This is a genomic window from Ruegeria sp. BG9 (assembly GCF_056538305.1).
Genome location: NZ_JBQFSY010000007.1, coordinates 14307 through 37449, shown reverse-complemented (window position 1 = coordinate 37449; position 23143 = coordinate 14307). Strand labels below are relative to the sequence as shown.

The 23143-nt window shown below is 60.7% G+C and carries 20 protein-coding genes; 7 read left to right on the top strand and 13 right to left on the bottom strand.

Features of this window, described 5'->3' with window-relative positions; genetic code table 11:
• Positions 1 to 24 precede the first annotated feature (24 nt).
• The 6 genes from ACR0I8_RS13020 to ACR0I8_RS12995 form a co-directional block, all read right to left on the bottom strand.
• Positions 25 to 1032: an Ldh family oxidoreductase gene (locus ACR0I8_RS13020; RefSeq protein ID WP_170689027.1), complete on the bottom strand. Its 1008-nt coding sequence runs from the start codon at positions 1030 to 1032 to the stop codon at positions 25 to 27.
• 50 nt (positions 1033 to 1082) lie between these two features.
• Positions 1083 to 1733 carry a DUF3726 domain-containing protein gene (locus tag ACR0I8_RS13015; protein WP_170689026.1) on the bottom strand — a complete coding sequence of 217 codons (651 nt, stop codon included), beginning with the start codon at positions 1731 to 1733 and terminating at the stop codon, positions 1083 to 1085.
• Positions 1730 to 3421, bottom strand: coding sequence for a hypothetical protein (locus tag ACR0I8_RS13010; protein WP_170689025.1), 1692 nt, complete (start codon positions 3419 to 3421; stop codon positions 1730 to 1732). The genes ACR0I8_RS13015 and ACR0I8_RS13010 overlap by 4 nt, the downstream gene beginning before the upstream one ends.
• Before the next feature lie 93 nt (positions 3422 to 3514).
• On the bottom strand, positions 3515 to 5062 hold the full coding sequence (locus ACR0I8_RS13005; protein ID WP_170689024.1) for a BCCT family transporter: 1548 nt from the start codon (positions 5060 to 5062) through the stop codon (positions 3515 to 3517).
• Between the two features lie 75 nt (positions 5063 to 5137).
• Positions 5138 to 6112, bottom strand: coding sequence for a membrane dipeptidase (locus ACR0I8_RS13000; RefSeq protein ID WP_170689023.1), 975 nt, complete (start codon positions 6110 to 6112; stop codon positions 5138 to 5140).
• A complete protein-coding gene (locus ACR0I8_RS12995; RefSeq protein WP_170689022.1) occupies positions 6112 to 7560 on the bottom strand; it encodes an aldehyde dehydrogenase family protein in 1449 nt (482 codons plus the stop codon). Before ACR0I8_RS12995 ends, ACR0I8_RS13000 begins: the two co-directional genes overlap by 1 nt.
• Positions 7561 to 7667: 107 nt before the next feature.
• On the opposite strand from ACR0I8_RS12995, the gene ACR0I8_RS12990 reads away from it, so the two are divergent.
• Together ACR0I8_RS12990 and ACR0I8_RS12985 are read left to right on the top strand one after the other, a co-directional pair.
• Positions 7668 to 8564, top strand: a complete 897-nt coding sequence (locus ACR0I8_RS12990) for a LysR family transcriptional regulator (protein WP_170689021.1) — start codon at positions 7668 to 7670, stop codon at positions 8562 to 8564.
• Positions 8561 to 9568, top strand: a complete 1008-nt coding sequence (locus tag ACR0I8_RS12985; RefSeq protein WP_170689020.1) for a helix-turn-helix domain-containing protein — start codon at positions 8561 to 8563, stop codon at positions 9566 to 9568. The genes ACR0I8_RS12990 and ACR0I8_RS12985 overlap by 4 nt, the downstream gene beginning before the upstream one ends.
• 3 nt (positions 9569 to 9571) lie before the next feature.
• On the opposite strand, the gene ACR0I8_RS12980 is transcribed toward ACR0I8_RS12985, so the two are convergent.
• From ACR0I8_RS12980 to ACR0I8_RS12960, 5 genes are read right to left on the bottom strand one after another with little or no spacing between them, the layout of a single operon-like run.
• Entirely contained in the window at positions 9572 to 10135 is a 564-nt protein-coding gene (locus ACR0I8_RS12980) for an aminomethyltransferase family protein (protein WP_170689019.1), read from the bottom strand.
• Complete coding sequence (locus tag ACR0I8_RS12975; protein ID WP_170689018.1) at positions 10128 to 13082, bottom strand: sarcosine oxidase subunit alpha family protein; 2955 nt, start codon at positions 13080 to 13082, stop codon at positions 10128 to 10130. The genes ACR0I8_RS12980 and ACR0I8_RS12975 overlap by 8 nt, the downstream gene beginning before the upstream one ends.
• Complete coding sequence (locus ACR0I8_RS12970) at positions 13079 to 13369, bottom strand: sarcosine oxidase subunit delta (RefSeq protein WP_170378634.1); 291 nt, start codon at positions 13367 to 13369, stop codon at positions 13079 to 13081. Before ACR0I8_RS12970 ends, ACR0I8_RS12975 begins: the two co-directional genes overlap by 4 nt.
• Positions 13363 to 13848, bottom strand: coding sequence for a pyridoxamine 5'-phosphate oxidase family protein (locus ACR0I8_RS12965; RefSeq protein ID WP_170689017.1), 486 nt, complete (start codon positions 13846 to 13848; stop codon positions 13363 to 13365). The genes ACR0I8_RS12970 and ACR0I8_RS12965 overlap by 7 nt, the downstream gene beginning before the upstream one ends.
• A gap of 11 nt (positions 13849 to 13859) precedes the next feature.
• Positions 13860 to 15110, bottom strand: a complete 1251-nt coding sequence (locus ACR0I8_RS12960; protein WP_170378638.1) for a sarcosine oxidase subunit beta family protein — start codon at positions 15108 to 15110, stop codon at positions 13860 to 13862.
• Positions 15111 to 15365: 255 nt separating this feature from the next.
• Between ACR0I8_RS12960 and glmS the strand changes: the two genes are divergently transcribed.
• From glmS to ACR0I8_RS12935, 5 genes are read left to right on the top strand one after another with little or no spacing between them, the layout of a single operon-like run.
• On the top strand, positions 15366 to 15857 hold the full coding sequence (gene glmS, locus ACR0I8_RS12955) for a methylaspartate mutase subunit S (RefSeq protein WP_170689016.1): 492 nt from the start codon (positions 15366 to 15368) through the stop codon (positions 15855 to 15857).
• Between the two features lie 17 nt (positions 15858 to 15874).
• The gene (locus tag ACR0I8_RS12950; protein WP_170378703.1) at positions 15875 to 17341 is read left to right on the top strand and encodes a methylaspartate mutase subunit E; all 1467 of its coding nucleotides are present in this window, start codon (positions 15875 to 15877) and stop codon (positions 17339 to 17341) included.
• A 15-nt stretch (positions 17342 to 17356) separates the two neighbouring features.
• Positions 17357 to 18604: a methylaspartate ammonia-lyase gene (locus ACR0I8_RS12945; RefSeq protein ID WP_170689015.1), complete on the top strand. Its 1248-nt coding sequence runs from the start codon at positions 17357 to 17359 to the stop codon at positions 18602 to 18604.
• A complete protein-coding gene (locus ACR0I8_RS12940; protein ID WP_170689014.1) occupies positions 18601 to 19758 on the top strand; it encodes a CaiB/BaiF CoA transferase family protein in 1158 nt (385 codons plus the stop codon). Before ACR0I8_RS12945 ends, ACR0I8_RS12940 begins: the two co-directional genes overlap by 4 nt.
• Positions 19755 to 20606, top strand: a complete 852-nt coding sequence (locus tag ACR0I8_RS12935; RefSeq protein WP_170689013.1) for an HpcH/HpaI aldolase/citrate lyase family protein — start codon at positions 19755 to 19757, stop codon at positions 20604 to 20606. Before ACR0I8_RS12940 ends, ACR0I8_RS12935 begins: the two co-directional genes overlap by 4 nt.
• Here the strand turns inward: ACR0I8_RS12935 and ACR0I8_RS12930 are convergent.
• Entirely contained in the window at positions 20581 to 21525 is a 945-nt protein-coding gene (locus ACR0I8_RS12930) for a LysR family transcriptional regulator (protein ID WP_170689012.1), read from the bottom strand. The two genes, ACR0I8_RS12935 and ACR0I8_RS12930, sit on opposite strands and share 26 nt — an antisense overlap.
• A 15-nt stretch (positions 21526 to 21540) precedes the next feature.
• Positions 21541 to 23136: a FumA C-terminus/TtdB family hydratase beta subunit gene (locus ACR0I8_RS12925; RefSeq protein ID WP_170689011.1), complete on the bottom strand. Its 1596-nt coding sequence runs from the start codon at positions 23134 to 23136 to the stop codon at positions 21541 to 21543.
• Between the last annotated feature and the right edge of the window lie 7 nt (positions 23137 to 23143).

The window sequence follows — 23143 nt, the reverse complement described above, 5'->3', positions numbered from 1 at the left end:
GCCTACTTCTGATGCGATGTCACCTCACAGAAGCGCGCGCACTTTTTCCAGCAGTGCAGCGTTCACCGCAACACCTTCGGTTGCTGCCCGTTCGCGGCAGGTGCGGCGGCCATCGCCCGGCAGTCGTGCGCCATCCTGATCACGGAACGAGGCAATCAGCTGACCCAGCTTCTCATGGAATGCCCCGCCCGAGGTCGCCTGCGGATCAATCGCGATGAAGAACTGACCGGTTTTCGGCGGGCCACCTGCGGTCCCCGAGAACGGGCTGGCAACCGAACCCAGCGTCGCGCCGGTCATCGCGGCGGCCATCAGCTCGACCGTCAGGGCGATACCCACGCCTTTGTAGCCGCCCGACGGCACCATGGAGCCTTTCAGACCAGCCTCAGGGTCTGTGGTGGGCTGGCCGTCCACGTCCAAAACCCAGCCTTCCGGCACGGGCTTGCCTTCGCGGGCATGTTTCATGACTTCGCTTTTGGCGATGGTGCTGGCGGACTGGTCGATCAGAAGCGCCGCGTTTCCATCCGCATCGGGGGCCGAGATTGAAAACGGGTTGGTGCCGATAACCGGCTTTGTCCCACCTGACGGCGCGATCGAGGCCGGCGCATTGGTGAACCCAATCCCCATCAGGCCCGCTTGCGCCAAACGCTGTGTATGCACACCCAGAACGCCGCAGTTGTACGAGTTGTTGATGGCCAGTACCGCAACACCCTGCTCGCGCGCCAGCGGGATCAGCTTTTCGAACCCCAGATCAATCGCGCTGTGGGCGAACCCTGTGGCCGCATCCACGGTGACAACGGCCGGTCGTGGCTGGGCAACTACGGGCTTGGCGGCCCCGTCAACCTTCCCGCATTCCACATGCTGCGCATAGATCGGGATATAGGCCAACCCGTGCGAGGCGACGCCATCCGCTTCGGTCATCGCTGTCGCAACGGCCAGAGGACGGGCGTTTTCCTCGGATGTTCCGGCTTTGACAAGGGCGCGGAAGGCCAGATCTTCGATCTCGGCCAGAGTCAGGGTTTCGGTGGCGGTCATTCTTCTTTTCCGTTCGTAAGTATGTGCCCCTTGTCGCAAGGGGCGAAGTTTCAGTCGTTGTCGCTGAGGCCCGCGCCAGCACCGCGCAGGCGGCTTTCCTCGGTCGCGGGTGCGAATGTGCGGTGGGCAAAGGCGCCAAGCCTGTTCCAGTCTGCATCGGACACCTCGGCGCGCAGGAGTGGCTCGCGGCGTCCTGTCATCTCAGCAGGCGCGCTGAAGACCATCTTGTCCGCGTGGCGGGCCTCAAGCGCCTCGGGCGTGGCCTGCACGCAGATCTGCCGCCCATCCGTTGCCAGACGCGCGCCCTGCCATTCAGCCGCGACCGGTACACCCAAACGCAGCGCAGCCCCTCCCATGAAGGGAACGGCCAGCAAGGGCAGGCTGACATTCTCCATTGTGATTGAGCCGCGATCCATCAAACGCACTGCGCAGTCGCTGAGTGAGGCCCCGGCGATCAGTGGGCTCATCCGGCGCGTGGGCGCGTGCCAGATCTCGGCGCTCAGCGAGACGGGAGAGACGTCGATCGACGGGATGCAGTCGTTCATCTCCAACAGATCAGCCAGCAATTCGGCGCCCGAGAATCCGAAGGCCGACAGCCAGCGCGTTCCCTTGGCGGCCTCTTCCGCCAGCCCCCAGGACAAGCCCGCGCCGCGCGCGGCGCGTTTGCTCATAGCCTCGATTTCGTTCAGAGAGTGGCTCATGCAGCGGCCCCTTCAAGTTCCGGGAAGACCCAGAAATCGGCGTTTTCAGATGTCAGTTCATGCGGCAGGGGCGCGTTGCCATACATGCAGATGCGCACCCAGCGATCCGAGCGGGGATCGAACTTGGTCGCCCCGAAGAAGGACAGCTTGCAGCGCAGCATGTCGATAGGCAGCACCCGGTCCGAGATCGTGTTGTCGCGAATCTCGGCATAGGGCGCGCGCCCCACGATCTGAACACGGCGTAGCACGTGGCGGTGTTCGGGGTGGCGCAGCAGGAAATCGGCGACCTGAGCATCATCCGACCAATGGGCCAGCGCCTGAAACAGCTGCGCGGCGTCCCGGCCGGGGGCCAAGGGCTGCTCGTATTCCTCGATCGGTTCCTCGAAACGTTCACCCAGACGCGGCTCCAGTTTTTCTTCCGAGACATACCAGGCGCGCGCCTTGCTGGCGGGGGTGGCCCAATCGGTCTCAATAGCCCAGCCGTAGATATCCTTGAGCAGCGCCCGCAGATCACCGATCTTCATCGCTCCGGCGATGCGGAACGTGGCGGTGTTGTCTGCCGCCATACCTTCGGCAAAGGCATCGACCAATTCGCCGTAGGGTTCCAGCATCAGCGAGGCGATCCATTCTTGACCCTCAAGGGTCAGTGACTGCTCGGCCCAAGAATAAAGCGCATCCCATGGGTGATCCGCGCCAAGATCCGCACTTGAGAGATAGTCCTGAAGCTTGGCGATATCGGCGCGCAGGGCGGCGAGTTTCTCGATCTGGATCGGGTGTTCGGACTGCCAGGTCTCGACGATCTGCATATTGCGCAGCAGCACATCACGGAACACCGTAATTTCCGCATCGCCGGCCTTCTCTACCCCACGCACGACCTGAATTGCGCCTTCGCGCGCGGCCATCCAGTTGTTAAACAGCACCGGATGGTTCAGCAAAAACGGCGCCATTCCTAGACCGGTCGAGTTCCCAATCCCCATCGAGCGGGCAATCCCAGCATCCAGCTTCGCGGCCTGCGCGCCGTTGGCTGCAGCGCGGGTATCAGCCATGTATTGCACAAGATCAGTCACGAACCAGCGGGTAAGGTAGACCGACAGCATCTCAACCTGGAACGGAGCACGGAATTCCGGACGGTCGGCAATCATTTCGCGATCCGCAGCGCCCAACTTGCCGGACCCGTAAACCGCAGTGGTCCGCATCAGGTAACCCACCGCATCAATCTTATCGGTCGAGGGCTGGCGGCCTTCGGCCAATTCGCTCACCACATGCTCCCACAAACGCACCGAGCGGTTAGCGCGGGACACCGACAGTTCAGAACCGGTGACGCGCCCAGCTTCCTGAACGGGAATATTGTGCGAAAGACGCTCGATATCGGCTTCGGAGGGCACACCGTCAAACAGGGTGAAGGTGGCATCCCAGGCCTCGGCGATCACCCGGTCCGAGCGTTTTTCGGGCGGCAGATCATGGGCATAGGCGATAAGGGAATAGGACCGCTCGGGCCCATGTGCGGTATAGACGGCATGGCCAACTCCTGTGCCGTCAATTTCGAACGCAGTTTTTTCAAACCGCCAGTTTTCCCGAGCCAGTCGTCGCGTCAGGATACGCATGAACGAAAGGCGCGACTGATGCATGGAGCCAAGACGGGCAAGGCGCATCACCATGTTCGGATCACGACGGGGAACGTCAGTCATTCGGTTGTGCCTCCTCAGGTGCTAATATCTGGTCTTCTCTTGAAACCTTCAGGCGTTTTGGCGGGCCGGATGGTCCGGCCCGGCTTGGATCGTTTAGCTCTCTTTGCCCTTCACCAGCGTGATGCGCAGCGCATCCCACAGCGACGGTAGCAAGATCAGAGACACCGGAACAGCGGTCACCACAATAAAGCTCTGTAGCTTGGACACACCGCCCGATCCAACTGAGATCAGGATGATGGCCATAAGCCCCATCGCGATGCCCCAGAACACGCGCAGCGCTGCGGGTGGGTTGTTCTCGTTGCTCATTGTCGCAGAGATGACATAGCTCATCGAGTCGCCAGTGGTAGCCACAAAAATCGTGGTTAGGATCAGGAACAGGATCGAGATCACGAAGCCCATCGGCAGGTTGTTGGTGATCGCCAGCAAGGCGGCAGGCAGGTTGAAGCCTTCGAACGCGGTGGCGATTGTGCCGGGGTTCTCAAGTTCCATCGAGATGCCGGTGCCCCCGATGATGGTGAACCAGAAGTTGGTCACGATCGGCGCGATGATCGACAGCATGATGATGATCGAGCGGATCGAACGACCGCGCGACACTCGCGCAATGAACATTGCCATCAGCGGGCCATAGCCCATGAACCAACCCCAGAAGAACACGGTCCACCAGCCCAGCCAGCCGGGTTCGCCGAACAGACCGGCCTCACCCCGATAGAGTGCCATCTGGAAGAAGTTGCCCACGTAAGTGCCAAAGCCCGAGAAGAACGAGCCAAAGATGAACCCGGTTGGTCCTGCGATCAGCACGAACAACAACAGGAAAGCCGCCAGTATCACGTTGACCTTGGACAGAACCTGAATACCACGCGACAGACCCGTCATGGCCGAGATCGTGTAGATCGCAGCCAGCCCGGCAATCACGGTCGCCTGCAGGGCAAACGTATCCGAAAAGCCGAACAGATCGGCCAGACCATAGCTCACCTGCAGACCCAGGAAGCCGATCGGACCAACCGTACCCGCAACCACAGCGATGATCGAGGACGCATCCGCAATCAGGCCAATCGGCCCGTTGATCGCCTTGTCGCCGAACACCGGGTAGAGCAGCGTGCGCGGCGCCAGCGGCAGACCCTTTTCATAATGGTAGTGCATCAGCATAACCGTGGTCAGCGAACCGAGAATGGCCCATGCGAGGAAACCCCAATGCATGAAGCTCTGGGCGATGGCCGGGTTCACGGCCTCGGCCGTTGCCCCTTCACCACCGTAAAGCGGCGCGGGGTACAGGAAATGGGCAATCGGCTCACCTGCCGCCCAGAACACGCCGCCACCGGCCAGCAGCGTGCACATGACCATCGAGCCCCACTGGAAGGTGGTGAACTCGGGCGCAGCCAGGCCGCCCATGATGGCACGCCCGCCGGGCAGAACGCACAGCAGCAGGCCGATCAGGAAGGTGGCGAGCAGAAGCACCTGCCAGTAAAGGCCAAAATAGGTGGCCGCGACATTGAATCCCCAATCCACAGCACCCGAAAGGGCGTTCAGATCGACAAGGGCCGCGACACAGAACAGCGCGATAAAACCGCCAGAGATCAGGAAAAGTGGTTTGTTCACCCGGCTTTCCTGTACAGGGGCAGTGTTCAAAGATGCCTCAGACATCTCTCCTCCGTTAATAGTAGTCAGACCGTTTCTTTTTGGAATACGGCCATAGCTTCGTCGTTTAGCTGACCTGCATCAGGTGAGCGGTTTGAAGTTCTCGTCAAAGAAGCGGTACCAGTTGCCTCCCATGATCCCGTCAACCTCATCGTCATTCATGCCGGTGGCACGTAGGCCTGCCCGGATGTTGCCGAAGTCACGGTTGTCATTGAACCAACCCGGCATGGGCGGGAAACCGGGGGCCGACGCTGAGCCTTCGCCGTAGTCGATTTCCTTGGTCCAGCGACCGACGCGCATCCATTCCACGATACTGTCGGGCTGGTCCTGACACAGGTCGGTGCCGATCCCCAGATGCTGCGCACCGTATTCTTCGGCCGTGCGCGCGATCATCTCGCAAAAGCTTTCCAGCGTGCACTCGGACTTGTCTTTCAGGTGGTGCGGGTAAACCGAGAAACCCAGCATGCCGCCGTTTTCCGTCACTGCACGGATCACCGCGTCGCGCTTGTTGCGCAGGGCGGGCGACCAGTCATAGGGGTTCGCGTGGGTGATGGCGATGGGACGTTCCGATATCTCAGCCGCTTCGATGGTCGAGCGGTCGGCCGAGTGGCTCATGTCGACAACAAGGCCCACGCGGTTCATCTCTTTGATGACCTGTTTGCCCATGCGGGTGATGCCGGAATCCTCGGCCTCATAACAGCCGGTCGCCAGCAGCGACTGGTTGTTGTAGGTCAGCTGCATGAAACGCGCGCCCAGCGTGTGCAGGATCTCGATCAGGCCGATATCGTCTTCTATCGGGCTTGGGTTCTGGAACCCGAAGAACACTGCTGTCCGGCCGGTTTCCCGCGCCGTGTCGATGTCGCTGGCCCACTGCCCTTTCATGATCAGGTCCGGATACTGTTCGAACCAGCGGTTCCACTGTTCGAAATTCAACACCGTTTCGCGAAAGTTCTCATGATAGGCGATGGTGACGTGGATCGCATCCACGCCCCCCTCGCGCAACTGGCGGAAGACCTTTTCCGACCAGTTCACATATTGCAGGCAATCGATCAGCATCAGACGGGACCTGCGCTGATATATGCGGTTTTGACCGTGGTGTAGAATTCGGCCGCGGCCTTGCCCTGCTCGCGCGGGCCGTAGGAGCTGTCGCCACGGCCACCGAAAGGCACGTGATAGTCGGTGCCGGCGGTGGGCAGGTTCACGGTGACAACACCGGTGCGCGCATTGCGGCGGAAATGGGTGGCGTGGGCAAGCGACTTGGTCACGATGCCCGATGTGAGGCCAAAACTGGTGTCGTTGACGACGCTCAGCGCTTCATCATAGCTGCCAACCTTGATGACGCTGGTGAGCGGGGCGAACATTTCCTCGCGGTTTATCGCCATGTCGTTGGTGGTGTTCAGGAACACGCCGGGCGACATGTAGTACCCGTCATGCGGCATCTCGAGACGCGCGCCGCCACATGCCAGTTCTGCGCCCTCGGATTTGCCCAGATCGACAAAGGCCAGGTTTTCGCTCAATTGCTGCTGGCTGACGACGGGACCCATCTGAACGCCCTCTTCCAGCGCGTGGCCCACTTTCATCGCCTGCGCACCCGCAACGAGCTTTTCGACAAAGGCGTCATGAATGGCAGAGTGGACCACGAGGCGCGACGACGCCGTGCATTTCTGACCGGTGCCACCGAACGCACCGCCCAACGCCAGCGTCACCGCCAGATCCAGATCAGCATCGTCCATAACGGCCAGAGCGTTCTTCGATCCCATTTCCATCTGAACTTTGGTCAGGTTTTGGATGGCGGCAGCGGCGATACCTTTACCGACCGGAACCGACCCGGTGAAGGAAATCGCGTTGACCTTGGGGCTTTCCACCAGACGTTGACCGATGGAGCGGCCCGAACCCATGACCAAGCTGAACAGACCCTTGGGGATGTCCTGGCGGTTGATGATCTCCGTCAGTGCCACTGCCGAGGCCGGGGTGATGTTGGCGGGCTTCCAGACAACCGCGTTGCCATAGCACAGCGCCGGAGCGATCTTCCACGAGGCCGTCGCGGTGGGGAAGTTCCACGGGCTGATGATGGCAACAACGCCAACGGCTTCGCGGCGAACGTCCACCTCGATATCGGGGCGCACGGAATCCGCGTTCTCACCGATTTGACGCAGGCATTCGGCGGCGTAGTAGGTAAAGAATTGACCGGCGCGGAACACTTCGCCTTTGCCTTCGGCCAGCGGCTTGCCTTCTTCGCGGCTCAGCAGCGTGCCCAGTTCCTCGGCGCGGGCCATCAGCTCATTGCCGATCGCGTTCAGAACGGCCTGCTTGCGCTCCAGCCCATAGGCGGCCCATTCCCGCTGAGCAGCACGCGCCTGATCCAATGTTGCCTCAAGCTGATCCGCGCTGGCCTGTGCAAACATACCGACCAGATCGCTCAGGTCCGATGGGTTGCGATTTTCGATCTCACCTTCACCGGTGACCCACTCACCAGCAATCAGGTTCTTTTGAATGTCAGCCATAGCCGTTTGCCCCATAGAGAATTTGCTGAGCGGGTATGGACTCTTTTCCGACAATCAATCAAACTAAAATTATTGAAGTTTACTTCAGAAAGATTGAAGCCTCCAATATGACACTCAAGATCGAAATGCTTCGCGGCTTTGTCGCGGTGGCCCGCACCGGCAACCTGACGGACGCGGCCATTGTCCTGAAACGCACTCCGTCGGCGGTGTCGATGATGCTCAAGCAGTTTGAGACACATCTAGGCGAGCCGCTGTTTGAGACGGACCGCAAAAACAAACTGACCGCGTTGGGTGAGTTCGTTTTCGAGCAATCGCAGCTGGAATTGCAGCATTTCGACAACACGGTTCGGGCCATCGAAAACTTTGCCGATGCCAGTATGGGACATGTCAGAATTGCGACGGTTCCATCGGTGGCAGGCACGATCATACCACGCGTTTTTTCCAGAAATACCAAGGCTTACGAGAAAGTGAGGGTGGAGCTGCGCGACATGGATTCCAAGTCCGTCCTGCACGAGCTGTCGCGGGGGCGCATTGATATCGGCATCGCGACACTGCGCGGGAACGGGTCAGGTCTGCACAGTCAGCTTTTGCTGACCGACTGGTTCGGCGTGCTGCTGAGACCGGACCACCCGCTGGCCAGTGACACTGGCGCAATCGAATGGCGCGCGCTTGAGAATGAGCAGTTGATCGCTAACAGCCTGTCCGAAAGCATCCCCGGGCCCGAGGCGGAAAAACTGCACGCGGGCTCTCGGTTTTCGGCACATAACATCACCTCTATTCTGGGCATGGTCCGAGCCGGGATCGGGGTCACACTCCTGCCCGAGATGGCGGCAATTTCTGCCGGACAATCCGATCTGGTGTTTCGCCCTCTGGCGGATAAGACCGCTAAACGGCAAATTCACCTGATACGCAAGGCTGATTCTGCGCTGTCGCCCGCTGCCCGGAGACTGGAAAATGACATCCTCGAAACCGTCGAGGACCTAGTGAAAGAGCAACGCTCATGAAAGATCAGGTCGAGAAAATTTCGCTGGGCATCCTGATCTTTCCAGGGTTCCCGATGGCATGCCTGACATCCTGTATCGAACCGCTGCGCGCGGCGAATGAGATCTCGGGGCAGGAGGCGTTCAGCTGGCATGTCATTGCTGAGCAAGACCAACCGATCCAATCCTCGGCCGGGGTCACCTTTTTCCCCGACAGCACGTTGGCAAACGCCCAATCCCTGACGCATCTGCTGTTCGCCTCAAGCCCGAACAGCGTTTTCGACAACCCCTCCAAGGCGAATGCAGCGCTTCAGCGTCTGATGCGGAACAAGACCCGTATCGGCGCAATCAGCGGCGGCGTCTTCCCTCTAGCCCGGACCCGGCTGACCCGCGACAACCCTTTGTCGGTGCATTGGTGCTACGAGGCCGCTTTTCAGGCTGAATTTCCCGAAATCCCGATCCATGGGACAGTGATCTGCGAAGAAGGGGCCTTTAGCACAATCTCGGGCGCCTCTGCCGTGTTCGATCACATGCTGGCCCTAATCGAAAAACGGCTTGGCGGTGATGTCATGGCCGAGGTCGCCTGTTGGTTCCAGCACCCGTTCATTCGCAGCGGGACCGTTACGCAAAAGGTGCCCGCAATCTCAACCGCGCAAAGTCAGGATCTTTTGCCCAAGCAAGTCGCAAAGGCTATTCAGCACTTTGCCGAACATATCGAAAACCCCATCCAGATCAGCGAAGTCGCCGATGCCGTGGGCCTTTCGGCGCGGTCACTGGAGCGGAGTTTCAAAAAGGCGACCGGGCACAGCCCTTTGACCTATTATCGGCGGATGCGGATGAACCAGGCGCGGCAATTGGTGCTGTACACAAACGACCCGATTGCCGAGGTCGCCTATATGGTCGGCTACGCCACGCCCAGCGCATTCATGCGTCACTATCGTGAGACGTTTGGGGTCACGCCGATCAGCGACCGGCGTGCCAAGAACTCGATGCGGGTGGGCAGCGACGATGTGCTGCCCTCGGGCTAAGGTTTAGGCGATGGATTTCGCTGCGGCCCACAGGCCGTGATGCAGCGACGCCGCCGAAGAGCGTGGGCCAAGAACGGCCATATGATCCTCCGCCAGACGCCAAAGGAAGACGCCCAGGTGCTCCGCCGTGGTTCGGATCGCCGCGCCCGACCCCATCGTGCGGACCGGCGCGTTGCTGAGCCGTTCGAACAGATCGCACAGAGCCGCGCCCTGCACGTCGAACCGGCACCAGCCATCCGTTTGCTCGGAAACCGATGCGGTGTCACCGACGATCTGCTTCAACTCGGCGGCCAGCAATTCGTGACTGTCATGCGGGGCCATGACCATCCATTGCTCCGGCCCCATCCAGAGCGCAGCATAGGGTGCGGCCTGAGCGGATTGGCCCACCTCGGGCACGCTCAGACCGATCTTGTCGGCCAGCGCCTTTTGCACGGCACCGGCCTGATCGTTGCGGGCCGCGACCGACGCCAGCGCCTGATCCACGACCTCGGTGATCGTGATCGAACCGACCGTATCGACACGCGGCGTGTCGCCGCCCAGCGGGGTGATGGGTTTCAGTTTATGCACGAAGCTTCTCCCCTTCCGGGTCCACGAAATGAGCGCTGACAATCTCGACCATGACTTCCTGGCCTTCCAGCGGGTTCACCAGACGCAGTTTTTCACCCATCCGGTCAGAGCCACCTTTGACAAATCCGAGCCCGATCGAGCTTTCCAGGATCGGCGAATAGGCGGCCGACGTGACATAGCCCTGATCATGGGCCGCATCGACCGGGCCAGTGGCGTTCATCAGATGCCCGCCCGCAGGTACGCTGTCCTTAGCGTCCACCGGTTTGAGACCGACCAGAGCCAGCGCGTCCGGGGCATTCAGCCCTTCCCGACGGCTGAGCGTGTTGCCGATACAGTCCTTCTTGGTGCTGACCATACGCGCCATGCCAAGGTTCAGAGCCGTAGTCGTCCCGTTCAGCTCATTGCCTGTCGCATGACCCTTTTCGATCCGCATGACGCCCAAAGCCTCAGTGCCGTAGGGCACCACGTCGAACTCTTCACCCGCCTCCATAAGCGCGCGCATCAGCCCGTCGCCATAGCGTGTGGGCACCGCGATTTCATAGGCCAGCTCGCCCGAGAACGAGATCCGGAACAGTCGCGCGCGCAGGCCGCCGCACACGGTGATCTCAGCGCAGCCCATGAAGGGGAACGCCTCGTTCGAGATGTCAAACTCGGGGTCCACGATCTTTTGCAGCAGTTTGCGGCTGTTGGGACCGGCCACAGCATATTGCGCCCAGGCCTCGGTAGTCGAGATCAACTGCACGTCCATACCCGGGCACAGGCATTGGCGGACGAATTCCATATTACGATAGACCAGAACCGCGTTGGCGGTGGTGGTGGTCACGACGAAATGGTCCTCGGCAAACCGCGCGGCGGTGCCGTCGTCGTAGGCGATGCCATCCTCGCGCAGCATCAGGCCATAGCGCACCTTGCCCACGGGCAGTTTCGCGAACGCGTTGGAGTAGACCATGTTCAGGAACGCCGCTGCATCCGCGCCCTGCACATCGATCTTGCCCAGTGTCGTCACATCGCACACGCCGACCGAGTTTCGGGTCTGCAGCACCTCGCGATCCACCGATTGCCGCCAATGGGTTTCGCCCTTGCGCGGGAACCATTGGGCACGCAGCCAATTGCCGACCTCGACAAACACGGCGCCCTGTTCCTCGGCCCATTTGTGGCTGGGCGTCAGGCGGGTCGGGTGGAAATCCTTGCCCACCGCACGGCCACCGAACGCACCCATCGCCACCGGAGTATAAGGTGGGCGGAAAATGGTTGTGCCGGTGTCCTGAATGGACTTGCCCGTTAGTTCCGCCATCACCGCCAAGGCACCCACGTTCGAGGTCTTGCCCTGATCGGTCGCCATACCCAGCGTGGTATAGCGCTTAAGATGCTCGACCGAGGTAAAGTTCTCTTGGTGGGCCAGCTTGACGTCCTTGACGGTCACGTCGTTCTGGTAGTCCAGCCATGCGCGTTTTGCGCCTTTGACATGCCAGAACGGGCTGATCGAGACCGGAGCATCGGCAGCTGCAGGCAAATCGGCGGGTGATGCCGTGATGCCCAGATCGCTCAGAGCGGAGACCGCCGCCGCCGCGCCGCCTTGCAGAGCCGCTTCGGTGGTCATCTCACCCTTGGCCGCACCTGCTACGATCTGGCCGACGGGCAGGCCGTCCCCCGGAACAAAGGCATGGATATCCGCATTCCAGACCGGGCGACCGCGCTGATGGCAGGTCAGGCCCAGGTTGGGGTTCCAGCCGCCGGACATCGCCAACGCCTCGCAGTAGAGATCCGTTGTATAGCCTTTCTCGGTGCGCATCAGCACCGAGGTCAGACCCAAGCGACCCGAGGTATTGATGATCTCGGCCCCTTTCAGAACCTCGGTGCCCTCCACATCCGCAGCATCCGCGCGTGTATCAACAATGGCCGGGACCTTAATACCCTGCGCCATCAGATCGCGTGCTGTCTGGTGCGCGTCGTCATTGTTGGCAAAAACCACAACCGATTGCGCAGGCGTCGCGGCCCAGCGGTTGGCGTAGGACCGAACCGCTCCGGCCAGCAGGATACCGGGCCGGTCGTTGTTTTCAAACGCGATGGGGCGTTCTATGGCCCCGGTCGCGATCAGCGCGCGCTTGGAGTAGATGCGCCAAAGGGTTTGGCGGGGTTTGTCAGCCGCGGGCGCGATCAGGTGATCCGCGTTGCGTTCGACCGCGCCATAGATCCCATGGTCATAGGCCCCGAAGACGGTTGTACGCGGCATGACCCGCACGTTATTCATCGACGCCAGCTCGGCCAGAGCCTGCGCGACCCAGTCCGCGCCGGAGATATCGGCCAAAGCGCCGGTCTCTGCAATCAGACGCCCGCCCATGCGGAAATCTTCATCCGTCAGAATGACCTGAGCACCCGCACGTCCTGCGGTCAGCGCCGCCGCGAGACCGGTCGGACCCGCGCCGATGATCAGCAGATCGCAATGCAGGAAGCCCTTGTCATAAAGGTCGGGATCATCCTCACCCGTCAGGCTACCCAGACCGGCGGCCTTGCGGATGATCGGTTCATACAGCTTTTCCCAGAACGCCTTGGGCCACATAAACGTCTTGTAGTAAAAGCCAGCGGTCAGGAAGTTCGAGAACCGATCGTTGATCGCTATGAAATCGCGTTCCAGCGACGGCCAGCGGTTTTGGGAATTGGCACTCAGGCCCTCATACAGCTCGGCCACGGTGGCGCGGGTGTTCGGCTCCTGCCGCCCACCTGAGCGTAGCTCGACCAGAGCGTTCGGCTCTTCGCTGCCCGCAGTTAGCGGGCCACGCGGGCGGTGGTATTTGAACGACCGGCCCATCAGGCGCACGCCATTGGCCAGCAAGGCCGAAGCCAGCGTGTCGCCCTCATAGCCCTGATAAGATTTGCCGTCGAAGGTGAAGCTGAGGCTGGCGTCCCGGTTGATCAGCCCGCCATTCAGTCGATTGCTCTGAGTCATTGTGAAGCCTTCCCTGCCGCTTTGGCCACGTCACGGGCCAGTTCGACCTTCAGGATTTCATGGGTCAGCGTGTTGCGCGTGACCACCAGCCACGACCGGTCGCCCTGTTCGTGATACCAAAGCTCGCGATGCTCGCCCGCCGGGTTGTCACGCAGGTAGAGGTAGTCGTGAAACGCTTGCGCCGCGTCCTCGGCCTGCCAATCAGGGCGATTGATCAGCGAGGCATCGCCCAGATAAGTGAACTCCTGCGCGTCGCGCGGGCCAAGCAGGGGGTGATTGATCAGCATGCTTCGACCTCCGACCCTTTGTGAATGATATTGATGTCGCGAACGCGCTGCATCCACTTGGCGCGCAGCTCTTCGCTGGTGACGCCCATGTCATAAGCGGGCGTGGCCAGAGGCTTGCACGCCGTTACCTTGATGACCACGAAACCCGAAAACATCTGCTCAAGCTCTGGCCAGCGGTTGGTATAGGCTGGGCGCAGCGACGGGTAGCGCGCATCGTCGCGCGGTACATAGCTAGCCTCACCCTGGATCAGGACGCCCCGACGGGTCAGGATGTCGATGAAGTTGACCTCGATCTGCGGACGCGCCGCAATATTGGCCAGAGTGTCCGGAGACCGCATTTCGGCAAAGCTGATCGTGGTGTCATTGTGGGCCACAAACGCGCCCTTGGGCGAGACATTCGGGTTTCCTTCGGCATCCGCTGTGGCCACAAAGCCAAGATGCCAGTTCTCGATCAGATCGCGTGCAAACTTGTTGATCATAGCGATAGTCCTCAGTGCAGGTTCGGCTGGGCGCCCTGCCCTTTTTCGTCGATCATGTGACCGGTCATGAACCGGTCCAGCCGGTAGGCAGTCGCGGTTTCATGCGGACGGTCGGTTTTCAAAAGATGCGCAAAGCAATAGCCAGAGGCCGGCGTTGCCTTGAACCCGCCGTAACACCATCCGCCATTGAAATAGAGCCCGTCGATATGCGTCTTGTCGATAAACGGAGAGCCATCCATCGACATATCCATGATCCCGCCCCAACTGCGTAGCAGGCGCGCGCGTCCCAGTGCAGGGATAAGCGCCATGCCGCTTTCGATCACGTCCTCGACCACCGGCAGGTTCCCGCGTTGGGCGTAGGTGTTGTACATGTCGATGTCGCCACCGAAGACCAGACCGCCCTTGTCGGACTGGCTGCAATAGAAGTGCCCTGCCCCATAGGTGATAACGCCGTCGATGAAAGGCTTCAGACCCTCGGAGACGAAAGCCTGCAACACGTGGCTTTCGATCGGCAGGCGCATCCCCGCCTTCTCCATCACGCGGCTGGAACTGCCCGCAACAGAGACACCGACCTTTTTCGCCCCAATGAAGCCGCGGGTGGTATCGACCCCCAGAACCTTACCGTTATCAATGCGGAAACCCGTCACTTCACAATTCTGAATGATATCCACACCGCGCATATCCGCGCCGCGTGCGTATCCCCACGCCACCGCGTCGTGGCGCACCGTGCCGCCGCGACGGTGTAGCAGACCACCCTTGATCGGGAACCGGGCGTCATCGAAATTCAGGAACGGGTACATGGCACGGACGCCTGCGGTATCCAGCAACTCGGCATCTGATCCGTTCAGGATCATCGCATTGCCCCGCCGCCGCGCCGCATCCCGCTGTGCATCCGTGTGGACCAGGTTCAAAATACCGCGCTGGCTGACCATGGCGTTATAGTTAAAGTCCTGTTCGAGGTTTTCCCACAGCTTCAGCGAGAACTCGTAGAACGGCTCATTCCCGTCCAGTAGGTAGTTCGAGCGGATGATCGTCGTGTTCCGACCCACATTACCGCCGCCGATCCAGCCTTTTTCCAATACTGCAATACGCGCGGCACCGAATTCCTTGGCAAGGTAGTAGGCTGTGGCCAGTCCGTGGCCGCCACCGCCCACGATCACATAGTCATAAGCATCCGCAGGCTCTGGGTCGCGCCATTGCGGGCCCCAGCCCTTGTGGCCGGTCACGGCCTCTTTGAAAAGTCGCAGCGCCGAGAATCGCATGTAGGCTCCTATTCGTTGCAGCTTACTATATGCACCCAGGTCGCCCACGTTTTCAGTGTCGATTTCGGACAGAAGCTATCTCAGATGCGACAGATGCCATCAGAGTGTCGCCGTTTTGACGTTTCAAGCTCCAATAGCGGCCGGATGCACATTAGTAACTTACCCTTATCTGTTTTTTATTTTTCATCATCATTCTTTACCGTTTTGAGAATCACGGCTACGACACCCCAAAGCGCGACACAGGAGGAGCGAGACATGTTCGACGCCAGCACCACGCATAAAGTCGTTTTGGGAGTGATCGGCGCAGATTGCCATGCCGTAGGCAACAAGATCCTCGACAGCCTGCTGACCCGGGCCGGGATCGAGGTCGTGAACCTGGGTGTCATGGTCAGCCAAGCTGAATTCGTCGCCGCGGCCCTAGCTGAAAAAGCCGATGCGATCCTTGTCTCATCCATCTACGGGCACGGTGAGATCGACTGCCAGGGCCTCCGCGACCGGTGCCAGGCTGCAGGGATCGGCAACATCCTGCTCTATGTCGGTGGCAACCTCGTGATCGGCAAACAGGATTTCGCAACCGTCGTCACCCACTTCAAAGAGATGGGCTATGACCGCGTCTTCCCGGCCTCCGCCAATATCGACGAGGTCGTGGCGCTGCTGAAAGACGACATCGACATGAACCGCCTTCCAAACCTCGGCCACAACTCGGGCGCTTTCGCAACCGGGTTCGCCGACTGGGCCGCACTCTAGCAAAGGCAGATGGTGACATGACCGGCGCGCCAGAAATCACGAATTCCAAGCTGCCTGACTCCGTTTTTGACGCCGAGCGTGAGGGCGTTCTGCAATCCTGGCACACCGGAGCCGAGGTGGATTTTGACGCAGGCCTTGCTCGTCAGCACGCGCTGCCCTCGGAAAAGCGGTTCTCGGCGGCCTTGGCGGATGCGGATGAAACCGGCAAGACTCTGCTGCAACCCCGTGCGGGCGTTGCGCTGTTGCGCGAACACACCGCGCTGATGGAGGGGCTGGCCCCCTATTGCGATGTGCTGCCCACCACCATCGACGCCTATACCCGTCACAACCGATATGACGAGGCGCAGGATGGCATCGACCGCTCCCGCGCGGCGGGCACCTCGCTGCTGAACGGGTTCCCGGCGGTCAACCATGGTGTTGAAGGCTGCACGCGGTTGGTCGAGGCCGTCTCAAAACCCATTCAGGTCCGGCACGGCACACCGGATGCACGCCTGCTGGCTGAAGTGACACTCAGTTCAGGTTTTTCGTCTTACGAGGGCGGCGGGATTTCCTATAACATCCCATACGCAAAGAACATTCCGCTGGAACAGTCGATCCGCCATTGGCAATATTGCGACCGTCTGGTGGGCCGGTTCGAAGAACATGGCATCCGTATAAACCGAGAACCCTTCGGCCCCTTGACCGGGACGCTGGTGCCGCCATTCGTGTCGCATGTGGTTGCGATCATCGAAGGCCTTCTGGCACTAGAACAAGGCGTGCGCTGTATCACGCTGGGCTACGGTCAGGCGGGCAATCTGGTGCAGGACGTCGCCGCGCTGCGCTCGCTTCGGCGGCTGGGGCATCACTATTTCCAGAACGCGGGCTATGACGATTACCAACTGACCACTGTGTTCCATCAGTGGATGGGCGGCTTCCCCGAGGATGAGGCCAAGGCAACGGCCGTGATCTGTCTGGGTGCGCTGGCCGCGAAACAGGCGCGGGCCACCAAGATCATCGTGAAGACCCCGCATGAGGCCAGCGGCATCCCCTCGCTTGAGGCGAACCAGGCCGGGCTCAAGGCGACCCGTCAGATGGTCAACATGATCGCGGATCAGAACCGCAATGACGGCAACGAAATCCTGACCGAGGTCGAGGTAATCGAGGCCGAGGTTCACGCCGTCATGCGCGCCGTCATGAAACTGGGCAAAGGCGACATCGCGCGCGGTGCCGTTCTGGCCTTTGAATCCGGCGTCATGGATATCCCCTTCGCCCCCGCCATCGGGAACGCGGGCAAGCTGACACCGGTACGAGACAACCACGGCGCGCTGCGGATCTTCGAGACCGGAAATGTACCGCTGCCCAAGGACGTCATGGCCTTTCACCAGGACCGCATCGCGGAACGTGCCCGCTCCGAGGGGCGCGAGGTGTCCTTTGACATGGTGGTCGACGACGTCCGCGCCATCTCGGCCAGCAAACTCATCGGGCGGCCTTCGGTTGCCGCTTAGCACACAGAGAGTGTCATGAAGATCAAGAACGTTGTTTTCGCGCCGGGGCTGGCCTCGTACTATTTCGACGATCAGGCAGCGATCAAACAGGGGGCCAAGCAGGACGGGTTTGTCTATTGCGGGCGGGCCCTGACCGACGGCTTCGCCCGCGTCCGGCAATATGGGGAAAGTGTCTCGATCCTGCTGGAGCTGGAAAACGGCCAGATCGCCGAGGGCGACTGCGCGGCCGTGCAATATTCCGGTGCGGCCGGGCGCGATCCGCTGTTTCTGGCCTCCTCCGTCATTCCGTTCCTACAGGAACATCTGACGCCGCAGCTGATCGGGCATGACGTGCGCAGCTTTCACGATAGCGCGGAATTCTTCGACAAGCTTGTCGTCGACGGCCAGCCTCTGCACACTGCCGTGCGCTATGGCCTGTCGCAGGCGCTGTTGTCTGCGGCCTCGATTGCCTCGGGCAAGATGAAGTTCGAGGTCATCTGCGACGAATGGGGGCTTGAACCCATCGCTGCCCCTCTACGCCTGTTCGGGCAGAGCGGCGACAACCGCTATGAGGCCGTGGACAAGATGGTGTTGAAACAGGTGGACGCCCTGCCCCACGGCCTGATCAACAACATCCCTCAGAAACTGGGCCAGACGGGCGGGAAACTGGCCGAATACGTCACATGGCTGTCGCGTCGCATTCAAGCTCTGCGCACGGATGAGAGCTATCATCCGGTACTGCATATCGACGTCTACGGTACGGTGGGCATGATCTTTGACAATGACGCGGTGAAGATCGCCAACTATCTGGCAACGCTGGAACAACGCGCTGCCCCGTTTGATCTGTATATCGAAGGGCCTGCGGACGCCGGGTCAAAAGACGGGCAGATCACCTTGCTACGCGACATCCGGGCCTCGCTTCGGGCGCTTGGCAGCAACGTGAAAATCGTGGCCGACGAATGGTGCAACACCTATCAGGACGTGGTCGATTTCGTCGATGCCGATTGCTGTGACATGGTCCAGATCAAGACCCCCGATCTGGGATCGTTGCACAATACGGTCGACGCGGTGCTCTACTGCAAAGCCAATGGTGTCGCGGCGTATCAGGGCGGCACCTGTAACGAGACCGATATCTCGGCCCGCGCCTGTCTGCACGCCGCCATGGCCACCAGACCCGACCGTGTGCTGGTCAAACCCGGCATGGGCTTTGACGAAGGCATGACCATCGTCGCCAACGAAATGCACCGCACCCTTGCGCTTTTGAACACACGAGCTGCCGCATGACTGATACCCAACTCAAACCCTATGAAGGCCTGCTGGTCGTATCTTTGGAACAGGCCGTCGCTGCCCCCCTCGCGTCGTGCCACTTTGCCCAGGGCGGCGCGCGCGTCATCAAGATCGAGCGCGATACTGGCGATTTCGCCCGCAAATACGATGGCGCGGTGAAAGGCTCGGCGTCCTATTTCGTCTGGGCCAATCACGGCAAGGAAAGCCTGTGTCTGGATATCAAAAACCCCGACGATGCCGCCCTGCTGCACCGCGTTCTTGACAAGGCGGATGTGTTCATCCAGAACCTCGCCCCCGGCGCCATTGCCCGCACCGGGTTTGGCGAGGGTGTCCTGCGCAAACGCAACCCGCGCCTGATCACCTGCGATATCAGCGGATATGGCGAGGATGGGCGGTACAGCGACATGAAGGCCTATGACTTTCTGGTGCAATGCGAAAGCGGGCTGGTCTCTGTCAACGGAGCGCCCGGACATCCTGGTCGGATTGGCGTTTCGGTCTGCGATATTGGCGCCAGCATGAACGCGATCATCGGTATCCAAAAGGCTCTGATCGCGCGCAGCATCAGCGGCAAAGGCAGCGCGGTGAAGCTGTCCCTGTTCGACACGGCCGCCGATTGGATGACCGTGCCTTTGATGCATACGGTTTATGCGGGTAAAGCGCCGCAGCCAGTTGGCCTGCATCACCCCTCCATCGCGCCCTATGGCGGGTTCACCACCAAAGATGATGAGGTTCTGGCGATCTCGATCCAGAACGAACGCGAGTGGAAACGCCTCTGCGCCGATGTCATCGGACAGCCCGATCTGGCAACCGATCCCCGGTTCTGCGACGCCGCCCAACGGGTCGCCAACCGCGCCGAACTGGATGCCATCGTCGCTGAGTTCTTTGCCGGTCACAGTCGGTCTGAGCTGGAAGGCAAGCTGTTCGCGGCAGCCATCGCCTATGGGGCCGTGAACTCGGTCAGCACCTTTGCCGAACACCCGCAGCTGCGCCGTACGCCGGTCACGCTGGAAAACGGGGACGAGGCGCATCTGGTCGCGGCCCCCGTGCGCCACAGCTTTGATCCGGAAAAACCGCGCTTTGGTCGTGTGCCCGCACTTGGCGAACATACCGATACCATTCGGTCCGAATTCGCCGAGACCGCTGCCGCATGATCCGGTCCTACCTGTTCACTCCGGCGCACCGGCCTGAGCTAGTCGCCCGCGCGCATGAACGGGGCGCGGATGCGATCCTGCTGGACCTTGAGGACAGCGTCCCGCGCGACCGCAAACAGGCCGCACGGGACGGGTTGGCAGAGGCGGTCTCTGTGCTGACCGCCCGTGATGTGTCGGTTGTGATACGGGTCAATGCCGATCTGGGCGAATGCGTCCGCGATCTTGAGGCTGCCATCCTGCCTAGCGTTGACGCAATCATGCTGCCCAAGGTCATCGGGGCGGATCACCTGCGTCTGGTGGCTGACTATCTGTCGATGCTGGAGCGACAGGCCAAACTTCCCGAGGGTCATATCAAACTGATTGCCTTGATCGAAACAGCCCAAGGGCTGATGAACGCCGCGCGTATCGTGAAAGCGACCCCCCGGCTGACCGCACTTGCATTCGGGACTGAGGACTTCTCGACCGATTGCGGCCATGCGCCCTCAGTCGAGGCGTTGAAAGGCCCGGCGCAGTCTTTGATCCATGCGGCCAAAGCGGGTGGCCTGAAGGCCATCGGCCTACCGGGCAGCATTGCCGAGATCCACGATATGGACAGTTTCCGCAGCTGCGTCGACCTTGGGCGCAAAATTGGTTTTGACGCTGTCCTGTGCATCCATCCGCGTCAGGTCGAAATCGTCAACGCTTTTTTCACGCCCAGCGCCTCCGAGATCGAACAGGCAACCCGCGTGGTCGAGGCGTTTGATCGGGCCACTCAGCAGGGGCTGGGCGCCGTCATGCTGGATGGCAAAATGATCGACCCGCCCATCGTTGCGCGGGCGCAATCTATGTTGCAATCCCGGCGTCTTTGAAGAAATCCTCCATGAAGGCCGGGCCTTTCTGATCCACGAAATCCCGAAAGGACCGCGCCGCCGGACGCAGCGGTTTGTTGCGCATATGCAGAACGAACCAATCACGATATTCGGGCATGCCTTCGACGTTTAGGATCTTCAGTTTTCCGGCCATCGCCTCCAGCGCGATCGTGTGCGCCGAGATGAAGGCCAGCCCCATATTCGCCATGACCGCCTGTTTGATGTTGGCATTGCTGTCCATTTCCTGCGCCTTGGGCTGCGGCAGGCCCGAGTCCGAGAAAAAGAACTCGTGCACCATTCGCGTGCCCGACCCCCGCTCGCGGACGATGAACTGATGGTGCGGTAAGTCCGAACGTCGGATGCGGCTGGAGCGCACCAGCGGATGATCCGGATGGCCGATCAACACATAGGGGTGTTTGGCGAATTGATGTGCCGTTGTCTCTATCCGGCGCGGCGGGCGTCCCATGAGCGCAAGGTCGATTTGATCTGTATCCAGCATCTCGATCACACTGCGCCGGTTGGCGATTTTGAAATGCAGATCGCATTCCGGGTGTTCCTGCTGAAATTGCGCTAGCAGATGTGGGCCGAAATTTCGCGCAGTGGTCACCATGGCCACCCGAACCCGGTGGTCCAGCTTGCCCTGCATGATCTGCACAACATCTACCGCCTCGGCCAGCGTTTCGGTCATGCGCTCAGCGTACGGCACCAAAGCGGTGGCAACCTCAGTCGGGATCACCGAACGGCCGGATTTCTCGAACAGCGGCGCGCCGAATTCCTCGCTCAACCGGCTCATCTGCATCGACACCGCAGGCGGGGACAGCGACAGGCGCTCAGCCGCGCGCACAAAGCTGCGCGTCTCGATCGCCACCAGAAATATCTGCAACTGGCGCAGGGTAATCTTGTCCGAGGTCGGCGGCATTGCGGCTCCTGTGCGCTAGAAGGCGGGTTTGCGGGTAAAGAAGTCTCCTCCCTTATCGTCAATAATCACAAACGCCGGGAAATCCACGACTTTTATGCGAAAGACGGCCTCCATCCCGAAGTTGGGAAAATCCAGCGTTTCGATGTTCTTGATGACGTCCTTGCCCAAAACTGCCGCCGCCCCACCGACCGAGCCCAGGAAGAACCCACCATGCTCCTTGCAGCTTCGCACGACCGAGGGCGCACGATTGCCCTTGGCGATCATCACGCGGGACGCGCCCAGCGCCTGCAGTTCCGGCACATAGGGGTCCATCCGCGCGGCTGTGGTTGGCCCGAACGAGCCTGAGGTATACCCTTCGGGCGTCTTGGCCGGGCCCGCGTAGTAGACCGGGTGATCGCGGATGTAGTCCGGCAGCTCCTGACCCTTTCGGATCATCCGGGCCAATTCGGCATGCACCAGATCGCGCGCGACAATCATGGTGCCGGACAGCAAAACCGGGCTGGAGACGGACAGCTTGGACAATTCAGCACAGATATCATCCATCGGCTGGTCCAGGTTGATCCGGGTTGCGGATTGCGCCGCGACATCCTGCGCAGGCAGGAACCGAGCCGGGTCATGTTCCAACTGCTCGACCCAGATCCCATCCCGGTCGATCCGCCCCTTGATCTGGCGATCCGCCGAACAGCTGACACCCATGCCAACCGGCAGGCTTCCTCCGTGACGCGGCAGGCGAATGACGCGCACGTCATGACAGAAGTATTTCCCGCCAAACTGAGCGCCCAGCGACATGTTGCGGGTCAACTCCAATATCTGCGCCTCAAGCTCCAGATCGCGAAAGGCACGCCCATCGGGGCTGCCAGTCGTAGGAAGGTCATCCAATTCCTTGGCCGAGGCTTTTTTGACCATTTTCAGACAGTGTTCGGCCGACAGCCCCCCAATGACAATGGCTAGATGGTATGGCGGGCAGGCCGTTGTACCCAAGGTCCGTATCTTCTCATCAAAGAATGCAAGTATCCGCTCGGGTTCCAGCAATCGCCTTGTTTCCTGGAACAAAAAAGTCTTGTTGGCCGAGCCACCCCCTTTGGCCATGAACAGGAACTCCAGAGCATCCCCGCTGAGCGCCTCGATGTCGATCTGCGCAGGCAGGTTGGTGCCGGTGTTCTGTTCGCGGTACATACTGAGAGGGGCCATTTGCGAAAAGCGCAAGTTGCGCGTTTCCCAAGTGTCCTTGACCCCCTGCTCGACCGCCGCGTGCAGATCGCCCTGGACCAGAACGTTCTGGCCCTTCTTACCGTGAATGATCGCCGTTCCGGTGTCCTGACAGCTCGGGAATTCTCGCTCGGCCGAGATCACGGCGTTCTTCAGCAACTCCAGTGCCACGTAGTGATCGTTAGCCGAGGCATCCGTGTCATCGAGAATCTCGCGCAACTGGGCAAGATGACTGGGGCGCAACAGATGCGAGACATCAGCAAAGGCGGTTGAGGTCAATCTGCTGACCGCCTCGGGCGACACCCGCAGGAAAGTTTCATCATCGAACTGGGCGGTTTCCAGCCCTTCATTGCCAAGATAGCGATAGCAGGTCGTGCCGATTGTTTTCCTTGTCTGGGTCATGGCGCGC

Bases quoted from the DNA above. Each gene is read 5' to 3' on its own strand.
- ACR0I8_RS12995 (WP_170689022.1), bottom strand. From the start codon at position 7,560: ATGGCTGACATTCAAAAGAACCTGATTGCTGGTGAGTGGGTCACCGGT.
- ACR0I8_RS12965 (WP_170689017.1), bottom strand. From the start codon at position 13,848: ATGATCAACAAGTTTGCACGCGATCTGATCGAGAACTGGCATCTTGGC.
- ACR0I8_RS13000 (WP_170689023.1), bottom strand. From the start codon at position 6,112: ATGCTGATCGATTGCCTGCAATATGTGAACTGGTCGGAAAAGGTCTTC.
- ACR0I8_RS12960 (WP_170378638.1), bottom strand. From the start codon at position 15,110: ATGCGATTCTCGGCGCTGCGACTTTTCAAAGAGGCCGTGACCGGCCAC.
- ACR0I8_RS12940 (WP_170689014.1), top strand. From the start codon at position 18,601: ATGACTGATACCCAACTCAAACCCTATGAAGGCCTGCTGGTCGTATCT.
- ACR0I8_RS13010 (WP_170689025.1), bottom strand. From the start codon at position 3,421: ATGACTGACGTTCCCCGTCGTGATCCGAACATGGTGATGCGCCTTGCC.
- ACR0I8_RS13020 (WP_170689027.1), bottom strand. From the start codon at position 1,032: ATGACCGCCACCGAAACCCTGACTCTGGCCGAGATCGAAGATCTGGCC.
- ACR0I8_RS12975 (WP_170689018.1), bottom strand. From the start codon at position 13,082: ATGACTCAGAGCAATCGACTGAATGGCGGGCTGATCAACCGGGACGCC.
- ACR0I8_RS13015 (WP_170689026.1), bottom strand. From the start codon at position 1,733: ATGAGCCACTCTCTGAACGAAATCGAGGCTATGAGCAAACGCGCCGCG.
- ACR0I8_RS12935 (WP_170689013.1), top strand. From the start codon at position 19,755: ATGATCCGGTCCTACCTGTTCACTCCGGCGCACCGGCCTGAGCTAGTC.
- ACR0I8_RS12930 (WP_170689012.1), bottom strand. From the start codon at position 21,525: ATGCCGCCGACCTCGGACAAGATTACCCTGCGCCAGTTGCAGATATTT.
- ACR0I8_RS12970 (WP_170378634.1), bottom strand. From the start codon at position 13,369: ATGCTGATCAATCACCCCCTGCTTGGCCCGCGCGACGCGCAGGAGTTC.
- glmS (WP_170689016.1), top strand. From the start codon at position 15,366: ATGTTCGACGCCAGCACCACGCATAAAGTCGTTTTGGGAGTGATCGGC.
- ACR0I8_RS12990 (WP_170689021.1), top strand. From the start codon at position 7,668: ATGACACTCAAGATCGAAATGCTTCGCGGCTTTGTCGCGGTGGCCCGC.
- ACR0I8_RS12945 (WP_170689015.1), top strand. From the start codon at position 17,357: ATGAAGATCAAGAACGTTGTTTTCGCGCCGGGGCTGGCCTCGTACTAT.
- ACR0I8_RS12925 (WP_170689011.1), bottom strand. From the start codon at position 23,136: ATGACCCAGACAAGGAAAACAATCGGCACGACCTGCTATCGCTATCTT.
- ACR0I8_RS12985 (WP_170689020.1), top strand. From the start codon at position 8,561: ATGAAAGATCAGGTCGAGAAAATTTCGCTGGGCATCCTGATCTTTCCA.
- ACR0I8_RS13005 (WP_170689024.1), bottom strand. From the start codon at position 5,062: ATGTCTGAGGCATCTTTGAACACTGCCCCTGTACAGGAAAGCCGGGTG.
- ACR0I8_RS12950 (WP_170378703.1), top strand. From the start codon at position 15,875: ATGACCGGCGCGCCAGAAATCACGAATTCCAAGCTGCCTGACTCCGTT.